Consider the following 16,446-nt stretch of genomic DNA (forward strand, 5'->3'; position numbering starts at 1 on the left):
GGAGGGGGCCCGGTGGGCAGCACCGAGCAGGAGACCGTGCCGGCGGGAATCGGACCGCCGGATCTGACCACACCCGAAGGATTCGGGGCGTTCTACCAGGAGCACATAGAGGCGGTTCTGGGGTTCGTCACGCGCCGCGTCGCCGACCCGCATCTGGCGGCGGACCTGACGGCCGACATCTTCCTGGCGGCTCTGAAGGCCGCTCCGGGCTACCGGGCCGACCGAGGCGTCCCGGTCGCCTGGCTGTACGGCATCGCGCGGCATGTCCTGGCGGGTCATGCCCGCGGCCGTGCCCGCGAGCGCGGCGCATTGGAGCGGCTCAGCGGCCGTCGGCTGCTCGACGACGAGGACGTCGCCGCGCTGGAGGAGCGGATCGACGCCCAGCGGGCGTTCCGGGCGATGGCGCAGAGACATGCCGCCCTCTCCGAGCCGCTTCGAGCCGTCCTCGACCTGGTCGTCGTGGACGGGCTCAGCCCGGCCGAGGCCGCGCAGGCCCTCGGCGTCACCCAGGCCACCGTCCGGGTCCGCCTGCACCGCGCCCGGCGCATTCTGCGGAACGCGCCCACACCTTCCGAACACGCCGTCCCTGCACACCTGTTGGAGGCAGCACGATGAACAGCAGGCCCACCCGGTTCGAGGAGCGCCTCAAGGAGGAGCTCCTGGCGATCGCCGCCGACCGGAGCAGGATCGAGGAGCAGACCGACTTCACCGTCCGCTCCCCCGCCCGGCGGTTCAGGATGCCGCTCGCCCTCGGCGTGGCAGCAGCGGCGGCCGCCGGCCTTCTGGTCGCCCTGCCGGTCGTCGGCGAAGACGGGGGCGGTGCTCCCGCGTACGCCCTGACGAAGAGCAGCGACGGCACCATCACGGTCAAGCTGTTCAATCCCGGGGGACTGCCCGGCCTGGAGCGCGAGCTCCGCGCGCTGGGGGTCAGCTTGACGAGGATCCCCGTGAAGCCGGCGAACGAGTGCTCCGAATGGCCGCCCGGCGGATTCGACGAGGCGAACGGGCTCCTCACGAGCGAGGGCGACGGACCTCTGTTGAAGATCAACTCAACGACGCTTCCGGCGGGGCACACCCTCGTCTTCACGATGCACGAGAAGGGCCCCTGGCGAGGTTCCTTCGGCTCGCTGCGCACCTCGCTGGTGCCGTCCTGCATCCCCGACGTCTTCAGCTGGGGCACCGACGGGCCCCTGGTGAACCCCACGGGAACCTACGCGCCCGCCGGCGGTCCCAGCGGCCCCGGAGCGCCCGAGAGCCTGCCGAGCGAGGCGCTCGTCAAGCTGCGGGAGGCAGCGAAAAGATAGTCGGGGGCACGAGGCCGGCCTCGGCGGGAAACGGGCGCCGACAGGAGCCTGCGCTGCGGAAAGCGCCCCCTTGTGCTCCCTCAGTCACCCCGCGCGCCTGCTCGGACGGGTGAATTCGGGGGCCCGGCTGGATAGACACCTACCCGAGGGGGGTCGTGGAGCGGTGAGCAGCAGGCGATGTGCGCTCACCGCTCCACGACAAAGCGGATCAGACGAAGACGGCCAGCGACTTCGCCTTGCCGCCCTTGCTCTCCACGAGGCCGAGCAGCTGGCCCTCCGGCCCGTAGACCGCCACCGTCTTCCCGGCGGGGTACGCGTCCGGCATCTCGATCCGCACGCCGTTGGCGAGCAGCGAGGCCCGCCGGGCGTCCAGGTCCCAGCGCGGGAAGGCGGCGGCCGCCGCCTCGCCGATCGGCATGACGGTCAGCTCCTCCTGGAGCTGGTCCAGGGTCCTCGCCCGGTCGATCTTGTACGGGCCCACCCGGGTGCGCCGCAGCGCGGTGAGGTGCCCGCCGACGCCGAGGTCGGCGCCCAGGTCACGGGCCAGGGCGCGGATGTACGTACCGCTGGAGCAGACCACGGAGACGACGAGGTCGACGACCTTGGTGCCGTCCTCGGCCTCTGCGTCCCGCATGTCGTACACCTGGAACGAGGAGATGGTCACCGGCCGGGCCGGGATCTCGAAGTCCTCGCCGTCCCGCGCGCGCTTGTAGGAGCGCACGCCCTTGATCTTGATGGCGCTGACCTTCGACGGGATCTGCATGATCTCGCCGGACAGCTTGGCGATGCCCTTGTCCACGGCCTCGCGGGTCACCGCGGAGGCGTCCGTCGAAGAGGTGATCTCACCCTCCGCGTCGTCCGTCAGGGTGTTCTGGCCGAGGCGGATCGTCCCGAGGTATTCCTTCTCGGTGAGCGCGAGGTGGCCGAGGAGCTTGGTGGCCTTCTCGACGCCCAGGACCAGCACGCCCGTCGCCATCGGGTCGAGCGTGCCGGCGTGGCCGACGCGGCGGGTCTTGGCGATCCCGCGCATCTTGGCGACCACGTCGTGCGAAGTGAAGCCGGACGGCTTGTCGACGATGACAAGCCCGTCCGGCGTCTTCCCTGCGTTGTTGCTCATTCGGAGGCTGCGTCCTCGGCGTCGTCGGCGTCCTCATCGGGCTTCTTGTACGGGTCGGCGTCGCCGGCGTACTGCGCTCCGGAGGACACCTCCCGCACGTGGGCGTCGGAGGTCCGCGCCTTCTCGAGGAGGTCCTCGATGGTCTTGGCGTTCTCCGGGAGGGCGTCCGCGACGAAGGTCAGGGTGGGCGTGAACTTGGTGCCCGCCGCCCGGCCGACCGCGGAGCGCAGTACGCCCTTGGCGCTTTCGAGACCCGCTGCCGCGCTGGCGCGGTCCTCGTCGTCACCGTAGACCGTGTAGAAGACCGTGGCCTCCCGCAGATCGCCGGTGACCCGGGTGTCCGTGATGGTCACGTGCGTACCGAGGCGGGGGTCCTTGACACCACGCTGCAGCTTCTCGGCCACCACCTCCCGGATGAGGTCCGCCAGCTTCTTCGCCCGCGCATTGTCGGCCACTGGTCCGTCTCCTTCTTTGTCTTGCAATCAGTCTTCATCACCGTGCAGCCGCCGTCTCACCGACAGCAGCTCCACTTCCGGACGTGCCGCGACCAGCCGCTCACAGCGGTCCAGTACATCCGAGAGGAACCCCGCGTCCCCACTGACCAGCGCGACCCCGATACGGGCCCTGCGGTGCAGATCCTGGTCCCCCACCTCGGCCGCGCTGACCGAGAACTTGCGTTGGAGCTCGGCCACGATGGGCCGGACGACGGAGCGTTTTTGCTTCAGCGAGTGGACGTCGCCGAGGAGCAGATCGAAGGACAGAGTCCCCACGTACATTCAGTTCCGGATATCCCGCCGGTGCGGGTTCGGTGGCCTGCCGGCCGTCGCGCGGCAGGGTCACCAGAACCGTACACGCAACGGCCGGGGCCGATCGACGGATATTCCGCCGACCGGCCCCGGTGTTACGACACGGTACGAACCGCCTCGCGCTTACGCGCGGGGCTTCTCGCGCATCTCGTACGTCGCGATGACGTCGTCGATCTTGATGTCGTTGAAGGAACCGAGGTTGATACCACCCTCGAAGCCCTCGCGGATCTCGGTGACGTCGTCCTTGAAGCGGCGCAGACCGGAGATGGTGAGGTTCTCGGCGATGACCTTGCCATCGCGCAGGAGCCGCGCCTTGGTGTTGCGCTTGACCTCGCCGGAGCGGATGAGAACACCCGCGATGTTGCCCAGCTTGGACGAGCGGAAGATCTCGCGGACCTCCGCCGTACCGAGCTCGACCTCTTCGTACTCCGGCTTGAGCAGACCCTTGAGGGCCGCCTCGATCTCCTCGATGGCCTGGTAGATCACCGAGTAGTAGCGGACGTCGACACCCTCGCGGTCCGCCATCTGCGCGGCACGGCCGGCCGCACGGACGTTGTAACCGATGACGATGGCGTCGGAGCCCATCGCCAGGGCGATGTCGGACTCGGTGACCGCACCCACACCGCGGTGCAGGACGCGGATGTCGACCTCTTCGCCGACGTCGAGCTGGAGCAGCGAGGACTCGAGGGCCTCGACCGCACCGGACGCGTCGCCCTTGATGATGAGGTTGAGTTCCTGGACCAGACCGGCCTTGAGGACCGAGTCGAGGTCTTCCAGGGACACCCGGCGGACGCGCTTGGCGAAGTTGGCGTTGCGCTCACGCGCAGCACGCTTCTCGGCGATCTGACGGGCGGTGCGGTCCTCGTCGACGACGAGGAAGTTGTCGCCGGCGCCGGGGACGTTGGTGAGACCCAGGACCAGGACGGGGGTCGACGGACCCGCTTCCTCGACGTTGTTGCCCTTGTCGTCGAGCATGGCGCGCACTCGGCCGTAGGCGTCGCCCACGACCATCGTGTCGCCGACGCGGAGGGTACCGCGCTGGACGAGGACGGTGGCGACGGCACCGCGGCCGCGGTCGAGGTGGGACTCGATCGCAATACCCTGAGCGTCCTGCTCCGGGTTGGCGCGCAGGTCGAGCGAGGCGTCGGCGGTGAGGATGACGGCCTCGAGCAGGGAGTCGATGTGCAGACCCTGCTTGGCGGAGATGTCGACGAACATCGTGTCGCCGCCGTACTCCTCGGCGACCAGACCGAACTCGGTGAGCTGACCGCGCACCTTGACCGGGTCGGCACCCTCGACGTCGATCTTGTTGACCGCGACGACAATCGGGACGCCGGCGGCCTTGGCGTGGTTCAGCGCCTCGATCGTCTGCGGCATGACGCCGTCGTTGGCCGCGACCACGAGGATCGCGATGTCGGTCGACTTGGCACCACGGGCACGCATGGCGGTGAACGCCTCGTGACCGGGGGTGTCGATGAAGGTGATCTTGCGGTCTTCACCGTTGACGTTGGTACCCGCCTGGTAGGCACCGATGTGCTGGGTGATGCCGCCGGCCTCGCCCGCAACGACGTTCGTCTTGCGGATGGCGTCGAGCAGTCGGGTCTTGCCGTGGTCGACGTGACCCATGACGGTGACGACCGGCGGACGCGGCATGAGGTATTCCTCGCCGCCCTCGTCCTCGCCGAACTCGATGTCGAAGGTCTCGAGGAGCTCGCGGTCCTCCTCCTCCGGGCTGACGATCTGAACTTCGTAGTTCATCTCGCCCGCGAGGAGCTGGAGGGTCTCGTCGGAGACGGACTGCGTGGCAGTGACCATCTCGCCGAGGTTCATCATGACCGCGACCAGCGACGCCGGGTTGGCGTTGATCTTCTCCGCGAAGTCGGTGAGGGACGCACCGCGCGACAGGCGAACGGTCTCGCCGTTGCCGCGGGGCAGCATCACGCCGCCGACGGACGGGGCCTGCATGGCCTCGTACTCCTGGCGCCTCTGACGCTTCGACTTGCGACCGCGACGGGCGGGCCCGCCGGGACGGCCGAAGGCACCCTGCGTGCCACCACGGGCACCGGGACCGCCGGGACGGCCACCGAAGCCGGGACGACCGCCGCCACCGGCGCCGGCCGGGCCGCCGCCGAAGCCGCCGCCACCCGGACGCGGGCCACCGAAGCCGCCGCCGCCCGCGGGACGCGAGCCCGGACCGGCCGGACGGCCGGCGAAGCCGCCGCCACCGGGACGACCGGCGCCACCGGGACGCGGGCCACCGGCACCGGGACCACGGCCACCGGGGCCGCCACCGGGACGGGGACCGGGACCACCGGCAGCGGGACGCTGCGGCATCATGCCCGGGTTCGGACGGTTACCACCGGGAGCGCCACCGGGACGCGGGGCGCCGCCCTGCGGACGGGGCATGCCGCCCGGGGTCGGACGGCCCGCACCGGGACCCTGCGGACGCGGAGCGCCACCGGGACCACCCTGCGGGCGGGGAGCACCCTGGCCGCCACCGGCGCCGGGGGCACCGGGACGGGGAGCGCCGGCCGGACGGGGCGCCTGCGGGCGCGCCATGCCGGTGGAGCCACCAGAGGTGAACGGGTTGTTGCCCGGACGGGGACCGGCCGGACGGGCGCCCTGCGGACGCGGGGCCTGGCCACCGGGACCGGCGGGACGCTGTCCCTGGCCGCCGGGGGCGGAGCCGGCCGGACGCGGGGCGCCGGGACGGGCACCGGCCTGGCCACCCTGGGCCGCGGGACGCTGCTGCGCCGGACGCGGGCCGGGGGTCGCACCGGGACCGGCGGGACGCTCGGTGCGCGCCGGGGCGGCCGGGGCCGCCGGAGGCGCGGAGAACTCGGTCGCCACGGGAGCCGCCGGAGCGGGCTTCGGGGCGGCCGGAGCCTTGGGACCGGGACGCGGGCCGGAAGCGGCCGGAGTCACCGGGGCGGACGCGCTGGGAGCCGGAGCCTCGGCAGCGGCCGGCTTGGGGGCCGGGGCGCCGGGCTTGGGGGCAGCGGGACGTGCAACAGCACCCGGGGTGGGAACCCCGGGCTTGGCGGGCGCAGCCTTGCGGGGCGCACCCGGCTTCGCAGCGGACTTGCCGGCGCTGCCGCCGGGCCCCTGCAGTGCGTCAGTCAACTTGCGTACAACCGGCGCCTCGATCGTCGAGGACGCCGAACGGACGAACTCACCGAGTTCCTGGAGCTTGGCCATGACGACCTTGCTCTCAACTCCGAACTCCTTGGCGAGTTCGTATACCCGGACCTTAGCCACTTCGCTCCTTTTAGGTCCGGGTTACGCCGGACCGTCGCTACTTCATGGGCGTACTCATCGCGTACTCATCGAGTGCTCATCGCAATCTCGACCTACTTCCAACTCGCGAGGTACCTGACCGCACGGGGTATCCGTGCCGTACTACTTCTTACGGTGTCGCCTCGGCCACGACGGCCACGGCTTTGCTCAGTCCGGTCGTGTCGAGTGCTCCCGGGGACCGTAGGGCCCGGGGGAACGCTCTGCGACGGACCGCCTTGTCCAGACAGACCACGGCAGGGTGCACATAGGCGCCCCGGCCGGGCAGCGTACCGCTTGGATCAGGGACGCATTCGTCCCCGATCGCCACGATGCGCAGCAGATCGCTCTTGGCCGCTCGCTCCCGACACCCCACACAGGTGCGTTCGGGGCATGCGCGGGCTTGCGTCCGGCCAGACACGCCTAAGTCTACCTCCCCGCACCGACCTCACCCCTTCGGGCGAAAAATCGAACGGATGTTGTCGAGATCTGCTGTCTTGATCCTGTCTACCCGCCGGACAGCTCCGGCGGGTACCGGATTTATTCCCCGTCCCGGGCCCGGTCGGCGTCCGGGGACACCTCGGTGTCGGGGCGGATGTCGATGCGCCAGCCGGTGAGCCGCGCGGCGAGGCGGGCGTTCTGGCCCTCCTTGCCGATGGCCAGCGACAGCTGGTAGTCGGGCACGGTCACCCGGGCGGAGCGCGAGTCCCAGTCGACGACCTCGACCTTGCTCACCCGGGCGGGTGACAGCGCGTTCGCGACCATCTCCGCCGGGTCGTCCGACCAGTCGACGATGTCGATCTTCTCGCCGTGCAGTTCGGCCATGACGTTGCGCACACGGGCGCCCATCGGGCCGATGCAGGCGCCCTTCGGGTTGAGGCCCGAGCGGGTGGACCGTACGGCGATCTTGGTACGGTGGCCGGCCTCGCGGGCGATCGCCGAGATCTCGACGCTGCCGTCCGCGATCTCCGGGACCTCCAGCGCGAAGAGCTTCTTCACCAGGTTGGGGTGGGTGCGCGACAGCGTCACGGACGGACCGCGGACACCCTTCGCCACCCGTACGACGTACGCCTTGATCCGCAGACCGTGCGTGTACTCCTCGCCGGGGACCTGCTCCTGCACCGGCAGGATGGCCTCGAGCTTGCCGATGTCGACGAGGACGTTCTTGGGGTCCTTGCCCTGCTGGACGACACCGGTGATGACGTCGCCCTCACGGCCGGCGAACTCGCCGAAGGTCAGGTCGTCCTCGGCGTCGCGCAGACGCTGCAGAATCACCTGCTTGGCGGTCGTCGCGGCGATCCGGCCGAAGTCCGACGGGGTGTCGTCGAACTCCTTGGCCTCCTGCCCCTCCTCCAGGTCCCGCGGGTCCTCCGTCGCCCACACGACGACGTGGCCGTTGGTGCGGTCCAGCTCCACGCGCGCGCGCCGGAAGCTGCCCTCGGTGCGGTGGTACGCGATGAGGAGGGCCGACTCGATCGCCTCGACGAGCAGGTCGAAGGAGATCTCCTTCTCCCGGACCAGACCCCGCAGGGCACTCATGTCGATGTCCACGGCTACGCCTCCTCTTCCTTCTTGTCCTTGCGGTTGAACTCGATCTCGACCCGCGCCTTGGCGATGTCGGTGAAAGCAATACGACGGGCGGTCGCCTTGCGGCCCTTCACGCCCGGAACCTCGAGGTCCATTCCCTCGTCGTCCACATCGAGGATGCGGGCGATCAGTTCCCCGCCCTCCACCTGCTGGAACTTCACGAGGCGGCCGATCGCCCGTACGTAGTGACGGTGCTCGGTCAGCGGGCGGTCGGCGCCCGGCGAGCTCACTTCGAGGACGTACTCGTCCTCACCCATCACATCGGATTCGTCGAGCTTGTCGGAGACCTCGCGACTCAGCTCGGCACACGCGTCCAGTTCCACGCCCTCGTCGGAGTCCACGATGATGCGCAGCATCCGGCGCTTGCCGGCCTTGGACATCTCGATGTCCTCGAGATCCAGGCCCTTGGCGGCGACGAGCGGCTCCAGCAATCCGCGCAGCCTGTCGCTCTGGGTGGTGCTCATCCGGGTGACTCCTCGGCCGCGTGTGCTGTTGTGGTTTACGTCGCGTGTCAGGTCAAAGGGTATCCGGTCGCGGAGGGTGTTGCCGTCCTCCGTGGGGACAGGGCCCCGGGTACGGTGATCACACCCTGCCCCGTCACCACCTTCGAGGACGTCGCCGTGCCCTGGACTTCGCCTTTGCGGCTCTCCCGCAGGAGCCTGCTCGCCGGCGCCGCCGGTGTGGCCGGCACCGCGCTGCTCACCGGGTGTTCCGACGGGAACGGCTCGTCGGACACCGCTGCCGGGGTTCCACTCGAACGGCGGATGCGCGAAACAGCCGTTCGGGACAGCGTGCGGCTGCTGGAACGTTACGACGCCACCGCCGCCGCCCATCCGGCCCTGGCCGCGCGCCTCGCACCGCTGCGGGCGTCGGTCGCCGCGCACACCGGGGCACTGGCCTCCGCGGACTCCGCGAGCGGCAAGCCCGCGGGCGCCGCCTCGCCCTCCGCCTCTGCCGGCCCGTCCGCGCCGGCCGGCGCCCCCGCGCCGAGCGGCGAGCCCGTGCCGCCGAAGCCCGAGGAGGCCCTCACCGCCCTCGCGGACGCCGAGCGCAGCCTCGCCGAGGCCCGGACCATCGCCCTGGCCGGGGCTCCCGGGGAGCTGGCCCGGCTGCTGGCCTCGGTGGCCGCGTGCGGCGCCGTACACGCCTACCTGCTGACCTCGCCCCAGGGAGACAAGCCGTGAAGACCGACCCCTCCCCCGCGAACCGCGCCCTCGAGGCCGCGCAGTCGGCGCTCGCCGCCGAGCACGCGGCCGCGTACGGCTACGGGGTCATCGGAGCGCGCGCCTCCTCCGCGCACTCTGCCGAGGCCCGCGAGGCGCACGGCGGCCACTTGTCCCGGCGGGACGCGCTCGCCCGGACGGTGCGCGAGATGGGCGGTTCGCCGCGGCCCGCGGAGGCGGCGTACGCCCTGCCCTTCGAGGTGCGCACCCCGGCCGATGCCGAGCGGCTGGCCGCCGAGATCGAGGACCGGGTGGCGGGTGCGTACTCCGATCTGGTGCGGGCCGCGGACGGCCGGCTGCGCCGCGAGGCGGCCGACGCGCTGAGCGCCGCGGCCGTGCGCGCGGCACGCTGGCGTGGTGTCGGCGTAGCCTTCCCTGGGCTCACGGAACGCGGAGAACGAGCCCGGACCAGCTGAAAGGGATCACGCACGCATGGCTTTCGAACCGCCGCAGCGGCTTGTACGGGCGCTCGGCGAGACGCCGGATCCGGCGCAGAACGCGGACTGGCTGGGGCAGTTGCCCCGGCTCGCCGAGGAGGCGCTGGCCCGGCGTGGGGTGCAGGCCCAGCGGGTGCAGGCTCCGGGCGGCCGGAGCAGTCTGGTCGTCCTCGTCCGCTACGCCGACGGGACCCCGGCCGCGGTGAAGCTGGCTCCCCCGTCCGCGCGGCCCGACCGGGAGCTGGCCGCGCTGGCGCACTGGGGCGGGTTCGGCGCCGTACGGGTCCTCGACACCCGGCACCACGAGGAGGACGGGGCGCTGCTGCTGGAGCGGCTCCACCCCGAGGTGTCGCTGCGGTCGCTGCCGGAGGCGAAGGCCCTGCTGGAGGCGAGCGGGACGCTGCGCAGGCTGTGGGTGGCCCCACCGGCCGGGCACCCGTTCGAGACGGTGGCCGAGCGCACCGCGCAGCAGGCGGAGGTGCTGCGCAAGGCCCCGCCGGAGGCCGAGGCGCTGGCGTCCGCCGCGCTCGCGGCCCTCGAGGAGCTGACGGCGCTGCCCGGCGAAGAGCTGCTGCTGCACGGGAACTTCCGGCAGGGCAAGGTGCTGGCCGGCGAGCGGGCGCCGTGGCTGGCGGTCGGCCCGGACCCGCTGGTCGGGGACCGTGCGTACGACCTGGCCCGGCTGGTCCGGGACCGGCTGGAGGACCAGGTCGCGTCGTCGGCGGGGGCGTCGGGCGCCCGGCGCCGGGTGAACAAGCTGGCCGACTCCCTGGAGGTGGACCGGGACCGGCTGCGCGGCTGGACGCTGTTCCGCGCGGTGGAGTCCGGGAACCGGGCGCTGACCGCGGGACGGCGCCGGGACGCGGAGCTGCTGCTGGAGTTCGCGGCCTGGTTGTAGGGCATACCGTAGATACGGGTAGGTGCCCCCGCAGGAGGCCGTCATGGTCCAGGAACTGCTGACAGCGGGAATCGCAGCGGCCGTGGGAGTCGCGGCGTACGCGGGCGTGGCCGCACGGGTGGTGCGGCAGTACGAGCGGGGCCTGGTCTTCCGCTTCGGCCGCCTGCGGGAGGGCGTCCGCGGGCCGGGCTTCACCATGATCCTTCCGTTCGTGGACCGCCTTCACAAGGTGAACATGCAGATCGTGACGCTGCCGGTGCCCGCGCAGGAGGGCATCACGCGGGACAACGTCACCGTGCGGGTGGACGCGGTCGTGTACTTCAAGGTCGTGGACCCGGCGAACGCGATCATCGAGGTGGAGGACTACCGCTTCGCGGTCTCGCAGATGGCGCAGACCTCGCTGCGTTCGATCATCGGCAAGTCGGACCTGGACGATCTGCTGTCCAACCGCGAGAAGCTGAACCAGGGCCTGGAGCTGATGATCGACAGCCCGGCGGTGGGGTGGGGCGTGCAGATCGACCGGGTCGAGATCAAGGACGTCTCACTGCCGGAGACGATGAAGCGGTCGATGGCACGGCAGGCGGAGGCGGACCGCGAGCGGCGGGCACGGGTCATCAACGCGGATGCGGAGCTTCAGGCTTCGAAGAAGCTGGCCGAGGCGGCGGCGGTGATGTCGGAGCAGCCGGCGGCGCTTCAGCTGCGGCTGCTGCAGACGGTGGTGGCGGTGGCTGCGGAGAAGAACTCCACGCTGGTCCTCCCGTTCCCGGTGGAGCTCCTCCGCTTCCTGGAACGCGCTGCCCCGCCGGCCCCGGGGGCCACGCCCCCCGGCCCGGAACTCGCCACCGCGCCGCCCCCCGCCCCCGAGCTGAACGGCTCGGCGGACCCCGGACCGGCGCTGGACGCCTCGCGGGAGACCGGGCCTGCGCTGAACGGCTCGCCGGACACCGGCCCCGCCTTGAACGGCTCCCCGGACCCCGGCCCGTCACTGACCGCCTCCCCCGGTCCCGGCTCCACGGTGGACGGCTCGCGGGGCCGGGTCCCGGGCGCCGTCACCCGGGACTCCGGCGCACCCGGCACGGACGAAGCGCAGGCCGGCTGACCGTCACGCCGTCACGCCGTCACGCCGTCACGCCGTCAGGCGGGACAGGGCTTCGGGCAGGGGGAGTTCCTCGCGGGTGCCCGTGGCGCGGTGCTGGAGCTCGACCACCTCGTCCGCCGAGCGGCGGCCCGCGACCAGGATCCACGGGACCCCGATCAGCTCCGCGTCCGTGAGCTTCACGCCCGGGGACAGGCCCGGCCGGTCGTCCAGCAGGACCCGCAGCCCGGACCCCGCGAGAGCCTCGGCCGCCCGCTCCGCCAGCGCCAGCGGAACCGCCTTGCCCGCCGCCACCACGTGGACGTCCGCCGGGGCCACCGCAGCCGGCCAGGCCAGGCCCCGTTCGTCGGCGGTCTGTTCGGCCAGCGCGGCCACCGCCCGCGAGACGCCGATCCCGTACGAGCCCATCGTGACCCGCACCGGCTTGCCCTCCCGGCCCAGCACGTCCAGCCCGAACGCGTCCGCGTACTTGCGGCCCAGCTGGAAGATGTGCCCGATCTCGATCGCGCGGTCCAGCCGGAGCCCGGCACCGCACCGCGGGCAGGGGTCGCCGGGCTCGACGACGACCACGTCGAGGTACTGGTCCACCTCGAAGTCGCGCCCGCAGACCACGTTCCGGGCGTGCGTGTGCTCGCGGTTGGCCCCCGTCACCCACGAAGTGCCGGGCGCGACACGGGGGTCGGCCAGGTAGCGGACCTTGCCGAGGCCCTGCGGGCCCACGTAGCCGCGTACCAGGTCGGGGCGGTCGACGAAGTCCTCGGCCGTCACCAACTCCACCACCGCCGGGGCCAGATGCTCACCCAGCTTGCCGAGGTCGACCTCCCGGTCACCGGGAACGCCCACGGCGACGATCTCGCCGTCGACCTTCACCAGGAGGTTCTTCAGCGTCGCCGACGCCGGCACGCCCAGGTGCGCCGCCAGCGTCTCGATCGTCGGGGTGTCGGGGGTGTCCACCTCCTCCAGCGCGGGGTGCTCCGCGTCCACCGGGGTCAGCGCGAAGGTCACCGCCTCCGTGTTCGCCGCGTAGTCGCAGGACGGGCAGTCCACGAACGTGTCCTCGCCCGCCGGCGCGGGCGCCAGGAACTCCTCCGACGCCGAGCCGCCCATCGCTCCCGACACCGCCGACACGATGCGGTGGTCCAGGCCGAGGCGCTCGAAGATCCGCTGGTACGCGGCCCGGTGCAGGGCGTAGGACTCCGCGAGGCCCTCGTCGCTCACGTCGAAGGAGTACGAGTCCTTCATCTGGAACTCGCGCCCGCGCAGCACGCCGGACCGCGGCCGGGCCTCGTCGCGGTACTTGGTCTGGATCTGGTAGAGCATGACCGGCAGGTCCTTGTAGGACGTGCACTGGTCCTTCACCACGAGGGTGAAGATCTCCTCGTGGGTGGGGCCGAGCAGGTAGTCCGCGCCCTTGCGGTCCTTGAGCCGGAAGAGCAGGTCCCCGTACTCCGACCAGCGCCCGCTGACCTCGTACGGCTCCTTCGGCAGCAGCGCCGGGAGCAGCACCTCCTGGGCCCCGATGGCGTCCATCTCCTCGCGGACGATGCGCGAGACGTTGTCGAGGACCTTCTTGCCGAGCGGCAGCCAGATCCACACGCCCGCGGAGCTGCGGCGGACGTATCCGGCGCGGACGAGGAGCCGGTGGCTGAGGGTCTCCGCGTCGGCCGGGTCCTCGCGGAGGGTCTTGGCCATGAGACGGGACATGCGCTGCACGTGTTGCGATGACATGACGGGAGGCTACCCGGGGCACCCGGCCCCCCGGAAACCCGTTTCAGGGGCGGCGCAGCGGCAGCGGGGCCCCCATCACGGCGTACGGGAGGCTCGCGCTCGGGAAGTGCACCTGTCGGGCCAGGTCCGTGTAGCCGAGGGCCCGGTAGAGCCCGCGGGCCGGGCTCTCGGTGTCGATGGCGGAGAGGATGGAGCGGGGCTCCTCGGCGGCGTCGGTGAGCCGGGTGATGAGGGTGCGGCCGACGCCGTGGCCCTGGAAGCCGGGGTGGACGTGCAGCTCGGTGATGACGAAGGCACCGTCGAGCCAGCCGTCGTGCCCCTCGGCCCGCAGGTACGGCTCGACGACCGAGGACCACCAGTACGCCCGGTCGTTCGGCATCCCGTACACGAACCCGGCGAGGGCGCCGTCCTCGGTGAACGCGCCGAGGGCGCGGGCTCCGCGGCAGGTCATGTGGCGCTGCACGATGTAGCGCCGGATGCCGACCTCCTCCTCGCTCAGCCCGAAGGCCACGGCCTGCACGCGCAGCGCCTCGTCCACGCGGTCGGCGAGGTCGAGGGGACCGATGCGGAGTCCGGCGGGCCGGTCGGGGTCGTCGCCCCCGGGGGTAGGCAGCATGCGGCCGACCTTACTGGGCACCCCCCGCCCCCGTCCGTACGGCCCCCAACCCCGCGGGTGGGGGACCAGCCCGCGGGGCCGGGCCGCGCGAGCGGCGCGTTCAGAAGAGCACGCTCATGAACGCGCCCACCTCGCGGAAGCCGACGCGGCGGTAGGCGGCACGGGCCGCGGTGTTGAAGTCGTTGACGTACAGGCTGACCACGGGCGCGACATCGCGCAGCGCGAACTCGACGACGGCCGCCATCCCGGTCTCGGAGTGCCCTCGGCCGCGGAACTCGGGGTCCACCCAAACGCCCTGGATCTGGCAGGCCCTGGCGGTCGCGGCGCCGATCTCCGCCTTGAAGACGACCTTGCCGTCCTCGATGCGGGCGAAGGAGCGGCCGGTGCCGACCAGCTCGGCGACCCGGGCCTGGTAGAGCAGACCGCCGTCGCCCGCCAGCGGCGAGACGCCGACCTCCTCGGTGAACATGGCCACGCAGGCGGGCATGATCAGGTCCATCTCGTCCTTGCGGATGCGCCGCACCAGCGGGTCGGGGCGCACGTCCGCGGACGCCTGCTCGGTGACCATGAGCGGCTGGTGGGAGCGGATGTCGCGGGCGGGTCCCCAGCTGGGCTCCAGGAGCCGCCACAGCAGCCGGGTGGCCTCGGCGGGGCCGACGATGGAGGAGCAGCGGCGGCCGGTGCGGCGGGCCCGGTCGGCGAAGGCGCGGACGGCGTCGGAGTCGGCGCAGACGGGGACGAGGTTGGCGCCGGCGTAGCAGAGGGAGCGCAGCTCCCCGTCGGCGTAGTAGCCCCACATCTCGCCGCCCAGGCGCCACGGGTCGAGGCCGGCGACCTGGACCCGGGAGGTGACGAAGGCGTTCTCGACCGGCTCGCGTCCGAGGACTTCGAGGGCGGCGTCGAGATCACTGGGCTCAAGGACCCGGGTGGTGGTCTGCGTCAACACTGGGGCCTCACCATACAAGTCTGCTGATCTCCGCACTGTACCCGCCGCCACCGGAGGATGCCCGGTCCCACGGGTCACGAAAAAGCCCCGGCCCCGCCCGCGAGCTGCGGGAACGGGGCCGGGGCCGGTGTGCGTGCGGGGCGCCGCCGGGGCGCCCGGGGTGCTCAGACGCCGATGGCGACGGTGGGCTCGCCGGACATCACGCCGTCCTTCTCCATCTGCTCGGCGATCTTCATCGCCTCTTCGATGAGGGTCTCCACGATCTTCGACTCGGGGACGGTCTTGATGACCTCGCCCTTCACGAAGATCTGGCCCTTGCCGTTGCCGGAGGCGACACCGAGGTCGGCCTCGCGGGCCTCTCCCGGGCCGTTGACGACGCAGCCCATGACGGCGACGCGCAGCGGGACCTCCATGCCGGTGAGGCCCGCCGTGACCTCCTCGGCCAGCTTGTACACGTCCACCTGGGCGCGGCCGCAGGACGGGCAGGAGACGATCTCCAGGCGGCGCGGCTTGAGGTTCAGCGACTCCAGGATCTGGATGCCGACCTTGACCTCCTCGACCGGCGGGGCCGAGAGGGAGACGCGGATGGTGTCGCCGATGCCCTCGGAGAGCAGCGCACCGAAGGCGACGGCGGACTTGATGGTGCCCTGGAAGGCGGGGCCGGCCTCGGTGACGCCGAGGTGCAGCGGGTACGTGCACTGGGCGGCGAGCTGGCGGTAGGCGTTGACCATGACGACCGGGTCGTTGTGCTTGACCGAGATCTTGATGTCGCTGAAGCCGTGCTCCTCGAAGAGGGAGGCCTCCCAGAGCGCGGACTCGACGAGCGCCTCGGGGGTGGCCTTGCCGTACTTCTTGAGCAGCCGGGCGTCGAGGGAGCCGGCGTTGACGCCGATGCGGATCGGAGTGCGCGCGTCGTTGGCGGCCTTCGCGATCTCCTTGACCTTGTCGTCGAACTGCTTGATGTTGCCCGGGTTCACGCGGACGGCGGCGCAGCCGGCGTCGATCGCGGCGAACACGTACTTGGGCTGGAAGTGGATGTCGGCGATGACCGGGATCTGCGACTTCTTCGCGATGACGGCGAGGGCGTCGGCGTCGTCCTGGGTCGGGCAGGCCACGCGGACGATCTCGCAGCCGGAGGCGGTCAGCTCGGCGATCTGCTGGAGCGTGGCGCCGATGTCGGAGGTTCGGGTGGTGGTCATCGACTGCACCGAAACGGGTGCGTCGCCACCGACGGCCACCGAACCGACCTGGATCTTGCGGCTGACCCTGCGGTCGGCAAGCTTCGTCGGCACGGCCGGCATTCCGAGAGAGATGGCAGTCATCTGCTGTGCAACCCCAAGGTGTGGATCAAGGTCCCGAGATCGGCGGGCTCCAGGCTTCGAGATTACGCCAACCACGGGGCGGCCCTTGCATCC

At 71.8% G+C, this 16,446-nt stretch carries 17 protein-coding genes; 6 read left to right on the top strand and 11 right to left on the bottom strand.

Annotation, left to right across the window (positions count from 1 at the left end):
* Positions 1-12 precede the first annotated feature (12 nt).
* Positions 13-615, top strand: a complete 603-nt coding sequence (locus tag AB5J51_RS12790) for an RNA polymerase sigma factor (RefSeq protein ID WP_234382033.1) — start codon at positions 13-15, stop codon at positions 613-615.
* On the top strand, positions 612-1,304 hold the full coding sequence (locus AB5J51_RS12795) for a hypothetical protein (RefSeq protein WP_369777753.1): 693 nt from the start codon (positions 612-614) through the stop codon (positions 1,302-1,304). Before AB5J51_RS12790 ends, AB5J51_RS12795 begins: the two co-directional genes overlap by 4 nt.
* A gap of 208 nt (positions 1,305-1,512) precedes the next feature.
* On the opposite strand, the gene truB is transcribed toward AB5J51_RS12795, so the two are convergent.
* The 7 genes from truB to rimP form a co-directional block, all read right to left on the bottom strand.
* A complete protein-coding gene (gene truB, locus AB5J51_RS12800; protein ID WP_053786179.1) occupies positions 1,513-2,421 on the bottom strand; it encodes a tRNA pseudouridine(55) synthase TruB in 909 nt (302 codons plus the stop codon).
* Positions 2,418-2,876, bottom strand: a complete 459-nt coding sequence (gene rbfA / locus AB5J51_RS12805; protein ID WP_053786178.1) for a 30S ribosome-binding factor RbfA — start codon at positions 2,874-2,876, stop codon at positions 2,418-2,420. Before rbfA ends, truB begins: the two co-directional genes overlap by 4 nt.
* Positions 2,877-2,903: 27 nt before the next feature.
* Positions 2,904-3,197 (bottom strand): DUF503 domain-containing protein, encoded by a 294-nt coding sequence (locus tag AB5J51_RS12810; RefSeq protein ID WP_053786177.1) that lies wholly within the window; start codon positions 3,195-3,197, stop codon positions 2,904-2,906.
* Positions 3,198-3,350: 153 nt separating this feature from the next.
* The gene (gene infB / locus AB5J51_RS12815; protein ID WP_078987280.1) at positions 3,351-6,485 is read right to left on the bottom strand and encodes a translation initiation factor IF-2; all 3,135 of its coding nucleotides are present in this window, start codon (positions 6,483-6,485) and stop codon (positions 3,351-3,353) included.
* Positions 6,486-6,633: 148 nt separating this feature from the next.
* The gene (locus AB5J51_RS12820; protein ID WP_078622365.1) at positions 6,634-6,921 is read right to left on the bottom strand and encodes a YlxR family protein; all 288 of its coding nucleotides are present in this window, start codon (positions 6,919-6,921) and stop codon (positions 6,634-6,636) included.
* A 119-nt stretch (positions 6,922-7,040) separates the two neighbouring features.
* The gene (gene nusA, locus AB5J51_RS12825; RefSeq protein WP_030298321.1) at positions 7,041-8,051 is read right to left on the bottom strand and encodes a transcription termination factor NusA; all 1,011 of its coding nucleotides are present in this window, start codon (positions 8,049-8,051) and stop codon (positions 7,041-7,043) included.
* Between the two features lie 2 nt (positions 8,052-8,053).
* Complete coding sequence (rimP, locus tag AB5J51_RS12830; RefSeq protein ID WP_053786175.1) at positions 8,054-8,551, bottom strand: ribosome maturation factor RimP; 498 nt, start codon at positions 8,549-8,551, stop codon at positions 8,054-8,056.
* Positions 8,552-8,665: 114 nt separating this feature from the next.
* Here rimP and AB5J51_RS12835 point away from each other — a divergent pair, with 114 nt between their 5' ends.
* Genes AB5J51_RS12835 through AB5J51_RS12850 form a run of 4 tightly spaced genes read left to right on the top strand, consistent with a single transcriptional unit; the run spans position 8,666 to position 11,744 of the window.
* On the top strand, positions 8,666-9,271 hold the full coding sequence (locus AB5J51_RS12835; protein WP_240805462.1) for a hypothetical protein: 606 nt from the start codon (positions 8,666-8,668) through the stop codon (positions 9,269-9,271).
* Positions 9,268-9,726 carry a ferritin-like domain-containing protein gene (locus AB5J51_RS12840; protein ID WP_369777754.1) on the top strand — a complete coding sequence of 153 codons (459 nt, stop codon included), beginning with the start codon at positions 9,268-9,270 and terminating at the stop codon, positions 9,724-9,726. The genes AB5J51_RS12835 and AB5J51_RS12840 overlap by 4 nt, the downstream gene beginning before the upstream one ends.
* Before the next feature lie 16 nt (positions 9,727-9,742).
* Positions 9,743-10,645, top strand: a complete 903-nt coding sequence (locus AB5J51_RS12845) for an aminoglycoside phosphotransferase family protein (protein WP_053786173.1) — start codon at positions 9,743-9,745, stop codon at positions 10,643-10,645.
* A 43-nt stretch (positions 10,646-10,688) separates the two neighbouring features.
* Positions 10,689-11,744: a slipin family protein gene (locus AB5J51_RS12850; protein ID WP_136225883.1), complete on the top strand. Its 1,056-nt coding sequence runs from the start codon at positions 10,689-10,691 to the stop codon at positions 11,742-11,744.
* 27 nt (positions 11,745-11,771) lie between these two features.
* Here the strand turns inward: AB5J51_RS12850 and AB5J51_RS12855 are convergent, their stop codons facing one another.
* From AB5J51_RS12855 to ispG, 4 genes are all read right to left on the bottom strand, one after another.
* A complete protein-coding gene (locus AB5J51_RS12855; protein ID WP_136225884.1) occupies positions 11,772-13,469 on the bottom strand; it encodes a proline--tRNA ligase in 1,698 nt (565 codons plus the stop codon).
* A 43-nt stretch (positions 13,470-13,512) separates the two neighbouring features.
* Positions 13,513-14,085, bottom strand: a complete 573-nt coding sequence (locus AB5J51_RS12860) for a GNAT family N-acetyltransferase (protein ID WP_030298335.1) — start codon at positions 14,083-14,085, stop codon at positions 13,513-13,515.
* Positions 14,086-14,185: 100 nt separating this feature from the next.
* A complete protein-coding gene (locus AB5J51_RS12865; protein WP_053786170.1) occupies positions 14,186-15,028 on the bottom strand; it encodes a DUF4081 domain-containing GNAT family N-acetyltransferase in 843 nt (280 codons plus the stop codon).
* 167 nt (positions 15,029-15,195) lie between these two features.
* A complete protein-coding gene (gene ispG, locus AB5J51_RS12870) occupies positions 15,196-16,353 on the bottom strand; it encodes a flavodoxin-dependent (E)-4-hydroxy-3-methylbut-2-enyl-diphosphate synthase (RefSeq protein ID WP_030298338.1) in 1,158 nt (385 codons plus the stop codon).
* Positions 16,354-16,446: the final 93 nt, after the last annotated feature.

Source organism: Streptomyces sp. R33 (genome assembly GCF_041200175.1).
GTDB classification, from domain to species: domain Bacteria; phylum Actinomycetota; class Actinomycetes; order Streptomycetales; family Streptomycetaceae; genus Streptomyces; species Streptomyces katrae_B.

Excerpts from the sequence above, each read along its gene's own strand:
- AB5J51_RS12795 (WP_369777753.1), top strand. The coding sequence starts at position 612 with ATGAACAGCAGGCCCACCCGGTTCGAGGAGCGCCTCAAGGAGGAGCTC.
- truB (WP_053786179.1), bottom strand. The coding sequence starts at position 2,421 with ATGAGCAACAACGCAGGGAAGACGCCGGACGGGCTTGTCATCGTCGAC.
- AB5J51_RS12810 (WP_053786177.1), bottom strand. The coding sequence starts at position 3,197 with ATGTACGTGGGGACTCTGTCCTTCGATCTGCTCCTCGGCGACGTCCAC.
- rimP (WP_053786175.1), bottom strand. The coding sequence starts at position 8,551 with ATGAGCACCACCCAGAGCGACAGGCTGCGCGGATTGCTGGAGCCGCTC.
- AB5J51_RS12845 (WP_053786173.1), top strand. The coding sequence starts at position 9,743 with ATGGCTTTCGAACCGCCGCAGCGGCTTGTACGGGCGCTCGGCGAGACG.
- AB5J51_RS12850 (WP_136225883.1), top strand. The coding sequence starts at position 10,689 with ATGGTCCAGGAACTGCTGACAGCGGGAATCGCAGCGGCCGTGGGAGTC.
- AB5J51_RS12855 (WP_136225884.1), bottom strand. The coding sequence starts at position 13,469 with ATGTCATCGCAACACGTGCAGCGCATGTCCCGTCTCATGGCCAAGACC.
- AB5J51_RS12860 (WP_030298335.1), bottom strand. The coding sequence starts at position 14,085 with ATGCTGCCTACCCCCGGGGGCGACGACCCCGACCGGCCCGCCGGACTC.
- ispG (WP_030298338.1), bottom strand. The coding sequence starts at position 16,353 with ATGACTGCCATCTCTCTCGGAATGCCGGCCGTGCCGACGAAGCTTGCC.